16 protein-coding genes are annotated in these 17,438 nt (G+C 67.5%); 5 read left to right on the plus strand and 11 right to left on the minus strand.

Features of this window, described 5'->3' with window-relative positions; all coding sequences use genetic code 11:
- A partial coding sequence (locus A5708_RS27540; RefSeq protein ID WP_231117904.1) for an SDR family oxidoreductase occupies positions 1-184 on the minus strand: 184 nt, incomplete at its 3' end.
- A gap of 3 nt (positions 185-187) precedes the next feature.
- Here A5708_RS27540 and A5708_RS27545 point away from each other — a divergent pair.
- The 3 genes from A5708_RS27545 (at position 188) to A5708_RS13010 (ending at position 2,026) form a co-directional block, all read left to right on the plus strand.
- The gene (locus tag A5708_RS27545; RefSeq protein ID WP_231117902.1) at positions 188-307 is read left to right on the plus strand and encodes an SDR family oxidoreductase; all 120 of its coding nucleotides are present in this window, start codon (positions 188-190) and stop codon (positions 305-307) included.
- Positions 308-340: 33 nt separating this feature from the next.
- Positions 341-1,237 carry an ABC transporter substrate-binding protein gene (locus A5708_RS13005; protein WP_065029029.1) on the plus strand — a complete coding sequence of 299 codons (897 nt, stop codon included), beginning with the start codon at positions 341-343 and terminating at the stop codon, positions 1,235-1,237.
- A 120-nt stretch (positions 1,238-1,357) separates the two neighbouring features.
- On the plus strand, positions 1,358-2,026 hold the full coding sequence (locus A5708_RS13010) for an ANTAR domain-containing protein (RefSeq protein ID WP_081292948.1): 669 nt from the start codon (positions 1,358-1,360) through the stop codon (positions 2,024-2,026).
- Between the two features lie 28 nt (positions 2,027-2,054).
- Here A5708_RS13010 and A5708_RS13015 read toward each other — a convergent pair whose 3' ends face one another.
- From A5708_RS13015 to A5708_RS13035, 5 genes are all read right to left on the minus strand, one after another.
- The gene (locus A5708_RS13015; protein ID WP_065029050.1) at positions 2,055-3,338 is read right to left on the minus strand and encodes a fatty acid desaturase family protein; all 1,284 of its coding nucleotides are present in this window, start codon (positions 3,336-3,338) and stop codon (positions 2,055-2,057) included.
- Positions 3,339-3,435: 97 nt separating this feature from the next.
- On the minus strand, positions 3,436-4,596 hold the full coding sequence (locus A5708_RS13020) for a ferredoxin reductase (protein ID WP_065029051.1): 1,161 nt from the start codon (positions 4,594-4,596) through the stop codon (positions 3,436-3,438).
- Positions 4,597-4,733: 137 nt separating this feature from the next.
- The gene (locus A5708_RS13025) at positions 4,734-5,255 is read right to left on the minus strand and encodes a DUF6912 family protein (RefSeq protein WP_065029031.1); all 522 of its coding nucleotides are present in this window, start codon (positions 5,253-5,255) and stop codon (positions 4,734-4,736) included.
- A 5-nt stretch (positions 5,256-5,260) separates the two neighbouring features.
- On the minus strand, positions 5,261-6,112 hold the full coding sequence (ppk2, locus tag A5708_RS13030) for a polyphosphate kinase 2 (protein ID WP_065029032.1): 852 nt from the start codon (positions 6,110-6,112) through the stop codon (positions 5,261-5,263).
- 41 nt (positions 6,113-6,153) lie between these two features.
- Positions 6,154-7,575, minus strand: a complete 1,422-nt coding sequence (locus A5708_RS13035; RefSeq protein ID WP_065029033.1) for a WS/DGAT/MGAT family O-acyltransferase — start codon at positions 7,573-7,575, stop codon at positions 6,154-6,156.
- Between the two features lie 211 nt (positions 7,576-7,786).
- Here A5708_RS13035 and A5708_RS13040 point away from each other — a divergent pair, with 211 nt between their 5' ends.
- Positions 7,787-8,347 (plus strand): Rv3235 family protein, encoded by a 561-nt coding sequence (locus A5708_RS13040; RefSeq protein WP_231117903.1) that lies wholly within the window; start codon positions 7,787-7,789, stop codon positions 8,345-8,347.
- 12 nt (positions 8,348-8,359) lie between these two features.
- Here the strand turns inward: A5708_RS13040 and A5708_RS13045 are convergent, their stop codons facing one another.
- The 3 genes from A5708_RS13045 to mddA form a co-directional block, all read right to left on the minus strand.
- Positions 8,360-9,517, minus strand: a complete 1,158-nt coding sequence (locus A5708_RS13045; RefSeq protein ID WP_065029034.1) for a cation:proton antiporter — start codon at positions 9,515-9,517, stop codon at positions 8,360-8,362.
- A gap of 4 nt (positions 9,518-9,521) precedes the next feature.
- Complete coding sequence (locus A5708_RS13050) at positions 9,522-10,004, minus strand: cation:proton antiporter regulatory subunit (RefSeq protein WP_065029035.1); 483 nt, start codon at positions 10,002-10,004, stop codon at positions 9,522-9,524.
- Between the two features lie 124 nt (positions 10,005-10,128).
- Positions 10,129-10,893: a methanethiol S-methyltransferase gene (gene mddA / locus A5708_RS13055; protein ID WP_065029036.1), complete on the minus strand. Its 765-nt coding sequence runs from the start codon at positions 10,891-10,893 to the stop codon at positions 10,129-10,131.
- Between the two features lie 181 nt (positions 10,894-11,074).
- Between mddA and A5708_RS13060 the strand changes: the two genes are divergently transcribed.
- Positions 11,075-12,796, plus strand: a complete 1,722-nt coding sequence (locus tag A5708_RS13060; RefSeq protein WP_081292949.1) for an ATP-binding cassette domain-containing protein — start codon at positions 11,075-11,077, stop codon at positions 12,794-12,796.
- Between the two features lie 25 nt (positions 12,797-12,821).
- Here A5708_RS13060 and A5708_RS13065 read toward each other — a convergent pair whose 3' ends face one another.
- Together A5708_RS13065 and secA are read right to left on the minus strand one after the other, a co-directional pair.
- Positions 12,822-14,381: an HD domain-containing phosphohydrolase gene (locus A5708_RS13065; RefSeq protein ID WP_065029037.1), complete on the minus strand. Its 1,560-nt coding sequence runs from the start codon at positions 14,379-14,381 to the stop codon at positions 12,822-12,824.
- A gap of 180 nt (positions 14,382-14,561) precedes the next feature.
- Positions 14,562-17,390 carry a preprotein translocase subunit SecA gene (gene secA, locus A5708_RS13070; protein ID WP_065029038.1) on the minus strand — a complete coding sequence of 943 codons (2,829 nt, stop codon included), beginning with the start codon at positions 17,388-17,390 and terminating at the stop codon, positions 14,562-14,564.
- Between the last annotated feature and the right edge of the window lie 48 nt (positions 17,391-17,438).

Raw genomic sequence — 17,438 nt, forward strand, 5'->3', positions numbered from 1 at the left:
CGGCCAGGAATGCCACCGTCTTGGCCACCTCCTCGGGGCTGACGAGCCGCCCCATGGGATTCGTCGCGCCGAGCTGGTGCATCTCCTGCGGCGTCAACAGCGCGTTCGCCGTGGGATCGGCGACGGTGGCAGGCGAGACGAGATTGGCGGTGATCTGGTGCGGAGCCAGCTCGGCGCGACGAATCCCATGGGGCGGCTCGTCAGCCCCGAGGAGGTGGCCAAGACGGTGGCATTCCTGGCCGGCGTGGATTCCGGCTTCATCACCGGCCACTGCCTGGAGGTCAACGGCGGCCTCGCCATGAATTGACGGCGGATTCTGCTACCGGGAAAGGGGTTCGGCGTGCAGACGATCGATCTCGCTTACGTCGGGCGGGGCATTCACGAGGAACTGGTCGCCCATGTCGCCGATCAGGAGGACTACTACCGGGACGAAGGTGTCCACGTCGCCATCCGCGATGGGGTCGGCTGGAGCCCGCAGCGACTGCGCCACGTCGCGGTGATCGGCCTGGGCCGAACCCTGCTGTCGCGGCTGTACGACGGAATCGGCTGGAAAGCGTTGAGCGTCAACACCGATCGTCCTTTGTTCTGGTTTCTCGGCAACTCCGAGGTGAAGTCCATGGCGGATCTGCGCGGGCGGCGCCTGGCCGTACACGACGCCGACAACCCGCCGGGTACATTCGCCCGAATCGTCCTGCGTAAGCACGGCCTGGACCCCGACCGCGACCTGCACTGCGTGGTGCGGCATCCGGGTGACTACCAGATGGACCTGCGCCGGATGCGTGACGGCTCGATCGATGCGGCCTACGTCGGCAGCACCCTGTCCCCCGAGCAGGTCGCCGCCGAAGAGGGGTTTCACCTGCTGGCCTGGGTCGGCGACCACTTCCAGATTCCCACGGTGGGCGTCGCCGTCGACCCCGTCCACATCCCGCCGGACAGCCCCGCGCTGCGGGCCATGGTGCGGGCCCACCGGCGGGCGCTGCGGCTGCTCGTCGAACAACCCAACCGAGCTGTCGAATACATCAACTGGTTCCTCGACCGGCTCACCGCCGACGAGGCGAAACGGCACTACGAGCGCTACGTCGGCCCGTACTTCACCGCGGACTTTCGGGTGGACCCGCGCGACACGCAGCGGGCGGTCGACGCGGTCGCCGCCGAGCTCGGTGTCGGCCCGATAAACGCCGCTGACTTCTATGAATGCGACCGGGGCGGAGTTTCGCCGGAGAGGACCGATAGCTAGAGCCAGACTGGGTACGCGATAGAAATGCCAGCGAACCGACGAATCTCGCGAGTGCTGGACGAACACCGCTTCCATGCGCTTGCTGCGGCATTGGCGCCCGGGTCCGCACAATCCGCCCTGATGTTTTTGGACCGCGACTTCCGCATCCGCGGCCTGAACGGACCCTACGAGGCGATCTCCCTGCGTGGGCGCGACGAGATGCTCGGCGGCTTCGTCGCCGATGTGTTCCCGGAGAATCCCGACGATCCGCAGGCCAGCGGCCTGGAGCTGCTGGCGGCCTCCGTCGAGTCCGCGCTGGGCCGCAACGGGACCGACGTCATGCCGATCATGCGCTACGACATCACCGACCCGCACGATCCCGACGTCTTCCTGCCGAAATTGTGGACCGCCCGCAACCTGGCGGTGCACGACGGCGACGGGGCCATCGGCGTGTTGCACCAGGTCGCCGAGATCACGTCGCTCGATCAGGCGTTGGCGGCCTTATCGCTTACCAGCGCGGGCGGTCGAGCGTTCGACGGCGCCGAACAACTCCACGTGCTGGCGGCCCTGTCCAGCCAGGCTCGTGCCGGGCCGGACGGTGTGTCGGCGATGGCCCACGAGATTCAACAACTTCAGCGCGCCCTGGAAAGCCGCGACATCATCGGGCAGGCCAAGGGCATGCTGATGGAGCGCTTCGACGTCGATGCCGCGGCCGCCTTCGATCTGCTGGTGAGGTTGTCGCAGACCTCGAACACTCCGCTGGCCGAGCTGGCCCGCAAGCTGATCCAGATCGACCACCCCAGCCGATGACGGTCGGGCCCGAAAAGCCAAGGAGCGGTTAGGCAGCCAGGCCTTCACCGGCAGGGCGGGCGGCGGTCGCCCGCTTCCCGCGCCGCCAGCCACGCACCGCGGCGATCGCGGACTTCAGACCGCGGCGGCGCCCGGTGGCCGGGTCGGTGCCCAGGAAGCCGGGCTCGAGCTCGGCGAACATCCGCTCGCTGCGGGTCTCGGGTGCGTTGTCGGCGTCGTCACGCAGGTACTTGTTCGGCAGCGACAGCTTGGCCAGCGTGCGCCACGTCTTCGCGTACTGGAACAGGAAAGAGCCTGTGGTGTAAGGCAAGTCGTACTTGTCGCAGACTTCGCGCACCCGCACCGAGATCTCGGCGTAGCGATTGCTCGGCAGATCAGGGAACAGGTGGTGTTCGATCTGGTGGCACAGGTTGCCGCTCATGAAGCGCAGCGCCGGGCCGGCCTCGAAATTGGCGCTGCCCAGCATCTGACGCAGGTACCACTGCCCCTTGGACTCGCCGATCATGTCGGTCTTGGTGAATTTCTCTGCGCCGTCAGGGAAATGGCCGCAGAAGATCACCGCGTTGGCCCACACGTTGCGGATGATGTTGGCAGTCGCGTTGGCCTTCAGCGTGGATTTGTACGTGGCGCCGGGCGACAGGGCGGTCAACGCCGGGAAAGCGACATAGTCCTTGAGCACCTGCCGGCCGGCCTTGGCCAGGAACTCATCGGTGCGCTGCCGGGCTTCGTCGTGGGGCATGCGCTTCTTGACAATCTTGCCGAGCTCCACATGCTGCAGGCCCACTCCCCACTCGAACAGCAGCGCGAGCAGGGTGTTGTACACCAGGTTGAAGATGTTGAAGCGCTTCCAGCGCTGGTCGCGGGTGACGCGCAGCAGGCCGTAGCCCACGTCGTCGTCCATCCCGAGGATGTTCGTGTACTTGTGGTGCACGAAGTTGTGGGTGTAGCGCCAGTGCTTGGACGACCCGCTCATGTCCCACTCCCATGTCGAGGAGTGGATCTCGGGGTCGTTCATCCAGTCCCACTGGCCGTGCATGACGTTGTGGCCGATCTCCATGTTCTCGACGATCTTGGCCACGCCCAGGGTCACCGTCCCCGCCCACCAGGCCGAGCGCCGCGAGCTGGCGGCAAGCAGCAGCCGGCCGGTCACCTCCAGCGCGCGCTGGGCCGCGATGGTGCGGCGGATGTAGCGAGCGTCCCGCTCGCCGCGTGAGTCTTCCACGTCCTGGCGGATGGCATCGAGCTCCACGGCCAGGTTTTCGATATCGGCGTCCGTCAGATGGGCGAATACGTCGACGTCTGTGATCGCCATCGTCGTCATCTCCCTGCGGTGGTTTGTTGGGTCTCTAACGTGTTCCAGACCTACGCTATCGTAACCTACGAAGCCGTAGGTTACCTATGAGTAGCCTTTAAATGTCGAGCACGCAATCGCCGGAAGCCGCGGACACGCAGGTCTGCACGCGGGTCCCCGGATCGTGCTCCTGGCCGGTGCGCAGATCACGAACGTGACCCTCCACCAGGCCGACCACGCACGATTGGCAGATCCCCATGCGGCACCCGAAGGGCATCTGCACGCCCGCGCCCTCGCCCGCGTCCATCAGCGAGGTCGCCGCGTCGGCATCGACGGTGCGTCCGCTTCGGGCGAAGGTGACCGTGCCGCCTGCACCGGTGGGTGCGGCCTTGGACACCGCGAACCGCTCGAGGTGCAGATGGTCACCGATACCCGCGGCCGACCATACCCGCTCGGCCTCGGCGAGCATGCCTTCCGGACCGCAGGCCCAGGTCTGGCGTTCGCGCCAGTCCGGCACCTCGTCGTCCAGCACGGAGAGGTCCAGCCGGCCCTGGGTGCGCGTTTCGCGCAGCCGCATCCGATAGCCGGGGTGCTCGGCGGCCAGCGCGGACAGCTCGGCGCGGAACATGACGCCGGCCTGGGTGGGCGCCGAGTGTAGGTGGGTGATGTCGCCGATTTGGTTGCGGCGCACCAGGGTTCGCAGCATCGACATCACCGGCGTGATCCCGGAGCCGGCGGTGAGGAACAGGATCGACGCGGGCGCCGGATCGGGCAGCACGAAATTGCCCTGCGGCGCGGCCAGCCGGACGATGGTGCCCGGCTCGACACCGGCCACCAGGTGCGACGACAGGAACCCCTCCGGCATCGCCTTCACGGTGATGGTCACCGTGCGCGCCGAACCGGAGTCGGAGCGCGAGGCCCCGCCGAACGGGGCCGAGGTGAGCGAATACGACCGCCAGCGCCAGCGACCGTCCATCAGCAGTCCGATGCCGATGTACTGGCCCGGCCGGTAGTCGAAGTTGAAGCCCCAGCCCGGCTTGATGACCAGCGTCGCGGAATCTTCCGTCTCGCGGCGCACCTGCAGGATGCGGCCCCGCAGTTCGCGTGCCGACCACAGCGGGTTGGCCAGATGCAGATAGTCATCGGGCAACAGCGGCGTCGTGATGCGCGCGGCGAGCTTGCGCAGCGCATGCCAGCCAGGGTGCCGGTCTGCGCCGGCGACAACTGGTCGCGTGGTATCGACGACGTTGCCCGTGATCGATGGGTTACGTCTGCCCAGGGGAAGCTCCTGCTCACGATGCGGCGTTTTGCTTGCGCTCACATTGTGATCGATTCTGTGCGCTTCACGAAACCTACGGTACCGTAACCTACGGTGTCGTAGCTAGCGCTGCCGGCTGATTTGCCTCACATTCGGCGTCACATCAGCTCCAGCAGGAACGGCAGCTCCTGGTTGGCGTACCAGGCCAGATCGTGGTCCTGCGCATCGCCGACGATCAGGTCGGCGTCCTCATCGCCCAGGTCGGCGGCGTCGACCGCCTCGATGGCCCTTGCGACCGCCGGTTCGGCCCCGGCGTTGTCGACGTAGGCGGCGATCACGTCGCCGATCGGCACCGGTCCGGACAGTCTGACCACGGCGTCGTCGAGGTCGGGACGGTACGTGACGTGCTCGACCTCGGCGGCCAGCACCGCGCGGCGGGGCGGCGGGGGCTCGGACGATTCGCCGCCCCCTTCCGCTTCCGACCCCGCCAGCAGCCGCAGTGACGCCAGCGCGGCCTCGCGCAACGCCACGTCGGCGAGCTCGTCGTCGTCGCCCTCGGCGTACGCCTCGCGCAGCCTCGGCGTCAGCGCGAACGCGGTGCCGCTGACCGGCCACACCGACCCGTCGGCGACGAGCTGCGCCAACATGGGCAGCGTGGCGGGGATATAGACGACCGTCATGGGGGTCAGATCAGCGTGGCCGCGTAGTCGTCGACGTACGTCGACAGCTCGCGCGACGGGCGCTGGTAGTTACCGCTGACGACGGGACGCTCCGGCAGCTTGACCTTGGGCGTCTCGACGTCGTGGTAAGGGACGGTGGACAACAAATGGGCCATCATGTTCAGTCGCGCGTGTTTCTTGATGTCGGATTCCACGATGTACCAAGGGCTCACCGGGGTGTTGGTGTGGACCATCATCTCGTCCTTGGCACGCGAATAATCATCCCACCGATATAGCGATTCCATGTCCATCGGGGACAGTTTCCATTGCCGCACAGGGTCATTCAGTCGGGCCTTGAACCGGCGCAGCTGTTCGGCCTCGGAAACCGAGAACCAATACTTGCGCAACAATATCCCGTCGTCGATCAGCATCTGTTCGAAGATCGGCGTTTGGCGCAAGAACAACGCATGCTCTTGGGGTGTACAAAATCCCATCACCTGCTCCACACCGGCCCGGTTGTACCACGACCGATCGAACAGCACGATCTCCCCTTTGGTGGGGAGGTGGGCGATGTAGCGCTGGTAATACCACTGGCCGCGCTGCCGGTCGGTCGGCGCGGGCAGCGCGGCGATGCGGGTGACGCGCGGGTTCAGGTATTCGGTGATCCGCTTGATGGTGCCGCCCTTGCCCGCCCCGTCACGGCCTTCGAAGATGACCACAAGGCGTTGTTCGGCATGCCGCAACCATTCCTGCAGTTTCACCAATTCCGTTTGCAGCCGGAACAATTCGGCTTCGTAGACCTCGTCGGAGATCTTGGGCACGGCCGACCGCGCGGACTTCTTCTTGGTCGGCCCGCCGTTGCTTTTCGCGGTGCTCACAACAACGAATAATAGCCCCACGCAGGCGTTTTCACCGCCGACTAGGACCGGGACGCCTCCAGGAGTTCGTCGAGCGCCTGGTTCAGCAGTCCGGGCAGCAGTTCGACATCGCTCATGGCTTCGCGGTCGGCGTTGATTCCGTAGTACAGCTCGCCGTTGTACGACGTCACGCCGATGGCCAGCGCCTGATTGTGCAGCAACGGCGGCACCGCGTAGGTCTCCAGCAATTTGGTGCCGGCGATGTACATCTGCGACTGGGCGCCGGGGGCGTTGGTGATGAGCAGGTTGAAGGTGCGCTTGGAGAAACTCGGGAAACTGGTCGCCACCCGGATGCCCATGGCGTGCAGCGTCGGCGGGGCAAAACCCGAGAGCGTGACGATGGTCCTGGCGTCCACCAATTGGGCGGCCGTCGGGTTCGATTCGGTGGCGTGCGCGATCTGCGACAGCCGCACCACGGCGTTGGGCTCCCCCACGGGCAGGTCGACGAGGAACGGCATCACCTGGCTGATCGCCTGACCCGGCCCGCTCGTGTCGAGGCCACCGTCGTCGTATACCGACAACGGCGCCATCGCCCGCACCGTGGCGGTGGGCGAGACCGCCACACCCCGTGACATCAGCCAGTTACCCAGCGCGCCCGCGATGACCGCGAGCACCACGTCATTGACGTCGCAGTCGTACCGCGCACGCACGGTGCGGTAATCCTCGAGACTGCCCCGCGCGACCGTGAAGCGCCGGTGCCGCGACACGGTGGCGTTGAGCGGGCTGCTCGGGGCGGTGCCCCGAGCCACGGTGCGGACCAGGTCGACGGCCCGGCGTCCGGCGTCGAGCAGCTCGCCGTAGTTGGTCAACAGGCCACCGACCATCGAGCTGACGGCCTGCAGCTGGGCGCCGGGGCCGGTGACCCATTCACTGATCGCGCCCAACACCAGCCGGGTGTTGCCGGGGTCGCGCTCGGGGATCCAGATGTCCTCGGGGAACGGTGGCGGGCGTTTCGTCCGGTCGGCGATGACGTGGTTGATCTCCAGCGCCGACATGCCGTTGATCAGCGCCTGATGCGACTTGGTGTAGAGCGCGACCCGGTTCTTGGACAGGCCTTCGACCAGGTACATCTCCCAGAGCGGGCGGGACTTGTCCAGCGGCCGCGCGGCCAGCCGCGCGATCAGCTCGTGCAGCTGCTCGTCGCTGCCCGGGGAGGGCAACGCCGAGCGCCGCACGTGATAGGTGATGTCGAAGTCGTTGTCGTCGAGCCACACCGGCCGGGCCGTGCCGACCCGCACTTCCCGCACCTTCTGCCGGTAGCGCGGTATCTGCGGCAGCCGCTGCTCGACGGTGGCCAGCAGCGTCTCGTAGCTCAGGCCGGCACGGGGGCGACGCAGGATCGACAGCGATCCGACGTACATCGGGGTCGCGGTGTTCTCCATGCGATAGAACGACGCGTCCGGCGGGGACAAGCGACTCACCATGCGGCGCTGTCCTCCTGGTCAGTTCGTCGCCCGTGCGCCCGGGGCCCGGGGCCCGTGAGCCCGATGTTCCGCCCACGGTAACCGTGCGGCCGTGCACCGGTCAGCGTGGGTACGCGTGCGGTCGAGTTGTGCCATGATGACCACTGACTAACCACCGTCTGCCCCTCTCCAGCAGGCTCGAAGGTCCGGCCGAAGAGTTGGAGAGTGCGCGTTGAACACTAGTCCCGTTGCGAATCCACCTGACGCTTTCACCGTCATACCAGTCGTCGACTACGAGCCGCCGACGCAGGATCTGCCCGACACCGTCGCGCAGTGCCGGCAATCCCCGCGTCCCGCGCTGCGCCGCCGCAGCGGCCACGCGCCGCCGCGCTCCTACACCGGGCAGCCCAGCAGGGCGCCGGCACCGGATCCCGGCGCGGCCATGTCGCCGCGGCTGCGTCAGGCGGCCGTCTTCGCCGACGCGGCGCTGCGCCGGGTGCTGGAAGTCATCGACCGCCGCCGGCCCGCGGCGCAGTTGAACCCGCTGCTGGCGCCCAGCCTGGTGGATTCGGTTGCCGCGGTTGGCCGTTCGGCCGCGGGCCGTAACCGGGGCGCCGCGGTGTTGCGCCGCATGCGGCTACAGGCGGCCGGTCACCGCGACCCGGACTCGGCGGCCGAGGTCTTCGGTTCCTACAGCCGCGGGAACCGGATCCACGCCATCGCCTGCCGGGTGGAGCAGGTCAGCGCCGCGGGCGGAACGCGGTGGATGGTGGTCGCGCTGCACATCGGGTGACGGCGGCCGCCGTCAGACCGCCGGCGCGGCGCCGGCCGCCCGCGGACCGCCCGTGTAGCGGGTCAGGATGGGCCCCACAATCGCCATGATGAAAACGTAGGACGTCGCCAACGCCGCGACCGCGGGCAGCGACTTGCCGGCCAATCCGATGATGATCAACGAGAATTCGCCGCGCGCGATCAGCGCGGTGCCCGCGCGCAACTGCCCGCGCCGCGCCACCCCGTCATGCCGCGCGGCGAAGATGCCGGTGGCCACCTTGGTCGCCGCGGTCACCGCGGCCAGGATCAGCGCCGCCGGAAGCATCGGGACCAACTCGTGTGGGTCCACCGAGTAGCCGATCGCCAGGAAGAAGATGGCGGCGAACAGGTCGCGCAGCGGGCTCAGCACCTGACGGGCCCGCTCGGCCGTCTCGCCGGTCAGGGTGAGGCCCACCAGGAACGCACCGACCGCGGCCGAGGCGTGCAGAGACTCCGCCATCGCCGCCACGATCAAAGTGATGCCCAGCACCCGCAGCATCAGCTGTTCGGAGTCGGGGTGTTGCACGAGCCGCTCCACGTGGTGACCCCACCGGTAGGACGCGGCGAACGCAGCCACCAGAGCGCCCACCGCCACGACCATGCCGCCGACAGCGTGCAGCCATCCGCCGCCCGAGGCCAGGACCGCGAAGAGCGGCAGATAGGCGGCCATCGCGAAGTCTTCGAGCACCAGCACCGAGAGCACCGACGGCGTCTCCCGGTTGCCGAGCCGCTGCAGGTCCTCCAGCAGCCGTGCGACGACGCCCGAGGAGGAGATGTAGGTGACGCCGGCCAGACACAGGATGGCCACGCCGTCCAATCCCAGTAGCCAGCCGGCGATCGCGCCGGGCGCGGCGTTGAGCACGATGTCGACGGCCGCCGACGGCAGGTGGTGGCGCATGCTGCTGGAGAATTCGGCCACCGAGAACTCGCAGCCCAGGGTCAGCAGCAGCAACACGACGCCGATGGGCGCGCTGGTGGTGATGAACTGGCCACCGGCGGCCATCGGCAGGATGCCGCCGTTGCCCAGCGCCAGGCCCGCCAGCAGGTACACGGGGATGGGCGACAACGCGAATCGCCTTGCGGCGGCGCCCAATACGGCCAGAGTGGCCAGGAGGGCGCCGAGTTGCAGAAGCAGCGTCCCCGAAATCTGCACCGGCTCAGCCTTTGTCGATAATCTTCTCGACGCCCGCGATGCCGTCTTCGGTGCCGATCACGATCAGAACGTCTTGGACGTGCAGCATCTCGGCGGGTCCGGGTGAGGCGAGCACTTCCTCGTTGCGCACGATCGCCACGATGGACGCGCCGGTGCGGGTGCGCGCCCGGGTGTCTCCGAGCGGGTGATCCACGAACGGGCTGCCGGCCAGGATGTGCACCTGGCCCGTCTCGAGTCCGGGGATCTCGCGGGCCAGCTCGGTGAATCGCTGGGCGATCCGCGGCGCCCCCAGGATCTGGGCCACGGCCTCGGCCTCCTGGTCGCTGAGGTGCAGCAGCGGCCGGGCCTCGTCGGGATCTTCGCGGGCGTACACGACGACGTCGAAATCGCCGCTGCGCCGCGCGATGATGCCGATGCGATCGCCCCTCTGATCGGTGAATTCGTAGCGGAGACCGACCCCGGGGAGCAACACCTCCTTGACATCCATACCGTCAATCCTGACAGGTTGCCCGGCGCTACCGTAAGCGGATGGAGGGAAACACGGTCAGCGTCGAGCGTGTCATCAAGGCGGCGGCCGCAACGCTGGAGCGGATCGCCGCGCTGCTCTAAACCTAATGCAGCTCCGCCGGTTGGCCTGGGCCTCGACGTGGGCGGCGTCCTAGCGGCAGCAACCTCGGTACCTCGCGGCGGTAGTTGAGATAGTCATCGCCCAGCGCCTCCACCAGGTCGTGCTCCTCGATCCGGGTGGCGACCAGGATGTAACCCGTCATGGCGATGGAGAACAGCAGATGCCCGGCCGTCATGGTGGGTGCCGCCCAGAAGGCGATGAGGAAACCGAGCATGAGCGGGTGGCGCACCAGCCGGTAGAACATCCGAATGTGAAAAGCTATGTGCGTGTAGGGCTTTCCACGCCACGCCAGATACACCTGCCGTAGCCCGAACAGGTCGAAGTGGTTGATCATGAACGTCGACGCCAGGGCTATCACCCAGCCGAGCCAGAACAGCGTCCACAACACCAGGCGCCCGGCCGGTAATTCCACCTCCCAGATGACGGCCGGCATCGTTCGCCATTGCCAATAGAGCAGCACCAGCACGGCGTTGGACAGCATCACGTAGGTGCTGCGCTCTATCGACGGCGGGACCGCCCGCGTCCACCACGCCTTGAATCCGGGGCGCGCCATGACGCTGTGCTGCAGGCCGAACAGACCGAGCAGCACCATGTTGACCAACACCGCCTGGCCGATGGGCGCCGACAGCCCGCGGTCGACCGTCCGCGGCACCCAGAAGTTGCCGACGAACGCGACGAGGTACAGAAATACGGCAAGAAAGAGCAGATAAGCGGCCGCGCCGTAGCCGACCGTCAGGTAACGCTTCATTTGCTGATTGTGCGCCTCATCGGCGCGCGCGCATATAGGTCATTTGCCCCAATTTCGGTCGGCGTGGCCTGGGCGTCGCTGACCGACAGATCATTTGAGGCAAACGCCTCATGTGGCGGCGCAAGCGGTGGGCCGATGATCGCCGGTGAAAGGCCTACTTCGAGCAAGCACGGAGATGATCATGAGCGAATTGACATGCAACGCCCCGGCCACCGAGCCGCTGGTCGCCCACCCGGCGCAGGTGCCCGGCGGCGCACGGATCGACGCGATCGATGTCGGCCGGCGCGTCAGCGGCCGGCAACTCCTGCACAACATGTCGCTCTCGGTGGAGCCCGGCGAATTGGTCGCCATCGCCGGCGGTAGCGGAGCCGGCAAAACCACGCTGCTGGAGGTCCTCGCGGGACTGCAACCGCCGTCTGCGGGCGAGGTCCGGTACGACGGCGTCGTCCCCCGCACCCGCGCCGGCGCGACGGTCGGCTACGTGCCCCAGGATGACATCATCCACCTCGAGATGCCCCTGCGCCGCACGCTGCGCTATGCGGCGCTGCTACGCCTCCCCGCGGGCACATCCGCGGCCGAAGCGGAGCGGGTCGTCGACGAGACCCTGCAGAGCCTTGACCTGGCCGACCGGGCCGACGTGCCGGTGCGTGCGCTGTCCGGCGGCCAGCGCAAGCGGGCCAGCATTGCCGTGGAGTTGCTGACCCGGCCACGCCTCTTCTTCCTCGACGAACCGACCTCCGGGCTGGACCCCTCGACCGCCGCCGACGTGATGCGCGTGCTGCGCCGACTCAGCCAACGCGGTGTCACCGTCGTCCTCACCACGCACGAGCCGGCCGGCATCGCCCAGTGCGACCGGGTGGTCTTCTTGGCCCGCGACGGGCATCTGGCTTTCACCGGCAGCCCCGCCGCGGCCCGGCGCTACTTCGTCGTGGAACACCTCACCGAAATCTACGAGCGGCTGGCTCAAGAGCGCACGCCGCGGATCTGGGCGCAGCGGTTCGCGGACATCCGCGAGAAGTCAACGGCGCGGCCCGAATTCGCCCGGAAGGCTGCTTCGGCCTCGCCGTCCGGCGTCAATCACACGGGCATGACCCGGCAATGGTGGCTCCTCACTCGGCGCAACGTCGACGTTCTCTTTCGCAATCGGCTGACCCTGGCGATCCTGCTCGGCTCGCCGGTGCTGGTGACGGCGATGATGGCGACGTTGTTCAAGCGGGGCGCGTTCGATCCGGGTGACGCCGCGGGCGTCGGCCCGGCCCAGATCGTGTTCTGGATCGCCTTCGACGGCTTCTTCTTCGGTCTCACGTACGGCCTGCTGCAGATCGTCGGCGAGATGGCCGTTTTCCGGCGCGAACGCCTGGCCGGGCTCAGCGTGGGCGCTTACGTGGCCTCGAAGGTGACTGCGCTGCTTCCGGTTCTGGCGGGAGTGAGCGCGGTGCTGCTCGTGGTGTTGCGCGTGCTCGGTCGACTCCCCGCGCTCGGATGGCACGTCTACGCCTTACTGTTCGCGACGATTGTGATCGAAGCGATCTCGGCGCTGGCGCTGGGGCTTTTCGCGTCGGCCGCGGTCTCGAACGCCGCGCAGGCGGCCCTCGCCCTGCCGATGCTGTGCTTCCCGCAGGTCCTGTTCGGTGGCGCCATCGTGCCCGTCGACCAGATGGCCACGCCCGGACGCCTGATGAGCCTGGTGCTGTCCAACCGCCACGCGTTCGACGCGTTGGGTCGCGACCTGCAGCTCGACCGCTACAGCGCAACGCTGCCGGCCATGTCCGCCTACCGGGAGACCTTCCAGGGGGGCAACGTCGTGAGTCTCATCGCACTCGCCTCACTCGCCGTCGCCGTCACGCTGGCCACCGTCTGGCTGCTGGACCGGCGATCCCGGCCCGGCGCCGCCAAGCGGTGACGGCCACCCCGGGACCCGCGATCCCTCACCGGGATCGCGACCCCGGGCCGCCGGTCAGGCCGTGCCGGGTCGCGTACAAGCTGGCACCGATCCGGTTCGAGACCCCGATCTTGGCGTAGATGTGTTCGACGTGATTGCGCACCGTCTTCTCGGAGATCCAGAGCGCCGACGCGATCTCCTTGTTGGAAAGCCCTTGTGCGACATGTAGTAACACCTCGGCCTCGCGGGCAGTCAAACCCGCCGGCCTGGCGGCTCTGCGCGACGGCCGGTGGCCCGCGGCCTCCAGCACGGCTTCGACCGCGGCGCCGTCCAGGCGGCCCCGGACCGCTTCGTCTCGCAGTTTCGTCGCCGCGGCGTCCCCGTCACACGCCTCACGATAAGGTCGCGGTTCCATCGAGGAGCAATAGCTTTCGGCAGCAGCCAGCACGCGGTCACGAACCGACAGGTCGTCACCGCGCAAACCGTTGGGATAGCCCGAGCCGTCCAGTCGCTCGTGATGGTTCACCGCGGCCTCGCGGACGGCCTTCAGTCCACCGACCCGGGCCAAAATCCTGCCCGTCAAATAGGGATGCAAATGCACGCGCTCACGTTCGACATGGGTCAGTTCGCCCGGCTTCTCCCACACCCGGTTCGACACACCGATGCGACCGAGATCGTGAACGTAGCCCGCGCGACGCAGGATGTCGATTTCGTCTTGCGGCAACCCGGCGCATTTCCCGGCGCTGTCCGCAAGCTGCGCCACGGCGCGCGAATGACCAAGAGTGAACGGGCATTTCAGATCCGCGAAGTCACCCATCGCGCACAGCAGCCGGTCCAGCGCGGGACCGCTCAGCGCTTCGCCCGGATCTGGGGCCAAGGCGGCAGCCGTCGACCACACGTCTTCGTTCTCGCGCAGCAGGCCATCGGCGGCCGCGGTGAACACCGCGACGATATCCGGGTCGAACTGTTTTCCGCTGCGGCGGCGAATTTCCGCGACCGCGGCACTCGCGCCGTACGCGCGATGATGCACGTCGGCGATGTCAGAGATCTGCGCCACCCGCATCGCCACGGGTATCTGGTCTCCGCCGGCCCCGGCCGGAAGACCACTGCCATCCCATCGTTCGTACGCATACGGCAGGGCTTTACTTACATCGGCGCCCAGCCCTATCTCCTCGGCGAGCAACGCAGCCGACAGGCAATGAGAGTGCACCAACGCGCCGAGATTCCCGCGTGCGTCCCAGAACACCTTGGCCGCCAACTGGGCTCGTTTCGGCAACGTCGTCCCACGGCCGAGATTGCTCATGAGAAATCGACGGTATGGCGCGCCGGACCAGTCGATGTAGTGGCTGTCATGTCGCACCGCGATGTCGTCGCCGAACCACTGCGCATACTCGTGCGAGTCGGCGTGACAGCCGATCCACATCACCAGGGCCGTGTAGAAAACGGTCCCGCACTCGCGCTCGTCGAGTCCCAGTCGCGTCGCCAATCTCGAGCCCATCGCCGCCGACCGCAGCATGTGATCCATCGGCTGCCCGAGGCCGAGGTCGATCGCCAGAGATAGCGCCGCCAGGACGTCAGTCCGCGACACGGCTCCGTCGAAGGGCATGGAACTCGTCCCTTTCTCGGCCCCTCATCGGCGCGGCGTCTGTATAGCCACACAAAGCCGATGCCTGATAAGCCTAGGGCATGGGCGTTACCAGCGGCTTGCTGTCGGCGAGTGCGAAGTCAGGCGCACGCTCGGTGCCTAGGGTGCGGCATGCCGCACCGTCGAGTGGAGGTGAGGCGGTTAGCGCCGCTTGACCGACTTGGGTGGCTTGGCCCCGCGGCCCTGCTGCCGCGCCGCGGCGCGCCGCTCGCGCCGGCTGGCACCCCCGGGCACCCCGGCCGGCGCTTTGCCGTCGCCGCCGTTGCGCTGCACCGCCGCCGTGCCGTCCTCGGACGGGCCGGAGTACGTCATGGCCGGCGCCTCGTTGTCAATTCCCTTGGCGCGCAACTGGGTTGGAGCGTCTTCACGCACGGCCGTCGCGGTGCTGCCCTGCTGTGCGGCCGCGGCGGTGGCGAACTCCTCCAGCCCCTCCGGCGCTTCGACCGGCGCGACCTGCGGGCTGGGCACCGCCTCCACGGTGACGTTGAACAGGAACCCGACCGACTCCTCCTTCATGCCGTCGAGCATCGCCGTGAACATGTCGTAGCCCTCGCGCTGGTACTCCACCAGCGGATCGCGCTGCGCCATCGCGCGCAGCCCGATGCCCTCCTTCAGGTAGTCCATCTCGTAGAGGTGCTCGCGCCATTTGCGATCGATGACGTTGAGCAGCACGTTGCGCTCCAGCTGACGCATCGCGCCCTCGCCGGCGATCTCCTCGAGCTCGGCTTCCCTTGTGGCATACGCATTTTCGGCGTCTTTGAGCAGCTCCTCGAGCAGTTCCTCACGGGTCAGGTCGTCGCGGTCGGAGTCCGCATCGTGGTGGGTCAGCGTCGCATGGTCGATGCCGACCGGGTACAGCGTCTTCAGCGCCGTCCACAGGGCTTCGAGATCCCAGTCCTCGGCGTACCCCTCGGCGGTCGCGCCGTTGACGTACGCGGTGACCACGTCGCGGACCATGTCCAGCGCCTGCTCCTTGAGGTTCTCGCCCTCCAGGATGCGGCGGCGCTCGGCGTAGATCACCTTGCGCTGCTGGTTCATCACCTCGTCGTACTTGAGGACGTTCTTGCGGACCTCGAAGTTCTGCTGTTCGACCTGGGTCTGGGCGCTCTTGATCGCCCGGGTGACCATCTTGGCCTCGATCGGCACGTCGTCGGGCAGGTTCAGCCGGTTGAGCATCGCCTCAAGCGCGGCACCGTTGAACCGGCGCATGAGCTCGTCGCCCAGCGACAGGTAGAACCGCGACTCGCCCGGATCACCCTGCCGGCCGGAGCGGCCGCGCAGCTGGTTGTCGATGCGGCGGGACTCGTGCCGCTCGGTGCCCAGCACGTACAACCCGCCGGCCTCGATCACCTCGGCGGCCTCGGCGCTGACCTCCTCCTTGACCTTGGGCAGTTCCTCGTGCCACGCCGCGTCGTACTCGTCGGGCGTCTCGACCGGGTCGAGCCCGCGCTCACGCAGTCGCAGGTCGGTGAGGAAGTCGGCGTTGCCGCCCAGCACGATGTCGGTACCGCGGCCGGCCATGTTGGTGGCCACGGTGATGCCGCCGCGGCGGCCGGCGACGGCGACGATTGTCGCCTCCTGCTCGTGGAACTTCGCGTTCAGCACGTTGTGCGGCACGCGGCGCTTCTGGAACTGCCGCGACAGGTACTCCGAGCGCTCGACGCTGGTGGTACCGATCAGCACCGGCTGGCCCTTCTCGTAGCGCTCGACGACGTCGTCGACCACGGCGATGTACTTGGCTTCCTCGGTCTTGTAGATCAGGTCGGACTGGTCGGCGCGGATCATCGGTTTGTTGGTCGGGATCGGCACCACGCCTAGCTTGTAGATCTCGTGTAGCTCGGCCGCCTCGGTCTGGGCGGTACCGGTCATGCCGGCGAGCTTGTCGTAGAGCCGGAAGTAGTTCTGCAGTGTGATGGTGGCCAGCGTCTGGTTCTCGGCCTTGATCTCCACGTGCTCCTTGGCCTCGATGGCCTGGTGCATGCCCTCGTTGTAGCGGCGGCCGTAGAGCACGCGGCCGGTGAACTCGTCGACGATCAAGACCTCGCCGTCACGAACGATGTAGTCCTTGTCGCGGTTGAACAGCTCCTTGGCCTTCAGCGCGTTGTTGAGGTAGCTGACCAGCGGCGAGTTGGCGGCCTCGTAGAGGTTGTCGATGCCGAGCTGGTCCTCGACGAACTCCACGCCCAGCTCGTGCACGCCGACGGTGCGCTTGCGCAGGTCGACCTCGTAGTGGGTGTCCTTCTCCATCAGCGGCGCCAACCGGGCGAACTCGGTGTACCAGTTCGACGCGCCGTCGGCGGGGCCGGAGATGATCAGCGGGGTGCGGGCCTCGTCGATCAGGATGGAGTCGACCTCGTCGACGATGGCGAAGTTGTGCCCGCGCTGCACCAGATCGTCCAGCGAGTGCGCCATGTTGTCGCGCAGGTAGTCGAACCCGAACTCGTTGTTGGTGCCGTAGGTGATGTCGGCGTTGTAGGCCACCCTGCGCTCGTCGGGGGTCATCTGCGCGAGGATCACGCCGACGTCCAGGCCGAGGAAGCGGTGCACGCGGCCCATCCACTCGCTGTCGCGTTTGGCCAGGTAGTCGTTGACGGTGACGATGTGCACGCCCTTGCCGCCGATGCCGTTGAGGTAGGCCGGCAGCACCGAGGTCAGGGTCTTGCCCTCACCGGTCTTCATCTCGGCGACGTTGCCGAAGTGCAGCGCCGCGCCGCCCATCAGCTGCACGTCGAACGGGCGCTGGTCGAGCACCCGCCAGGCCGCCTCCCGGGCCACCGCGAAGGCCTCGGGCAGCAGGTCGTCGAGGCTTTCGCCGTCGGCGTGCCGCTTCTTGAACTCGTCGGTTTTGGCCCGCAACTCGGCGTCGGTGAGCTTCTCGATCTCATCGGACAAGGTGTTGACGTAGTCAGACACCCGCTTGAGACGCTTGAGCATGCGACCTTCGCCAAGGCGCAGCAACTTCGACAGCACAGCTATGTCCCCTGTTGGTAGGAGTCTTTGATTGAGCGACTCCCATGG

It is taken from the genome of Mycobacterium colombiense (assembly GCF_001672755.1).
GTDB lineage: Bacteria > Actinomycetota > Actinomycetes > Mycobacteriales > Mycobacteriaceae > Mycobacterium > Mycobacterium colombiense_C.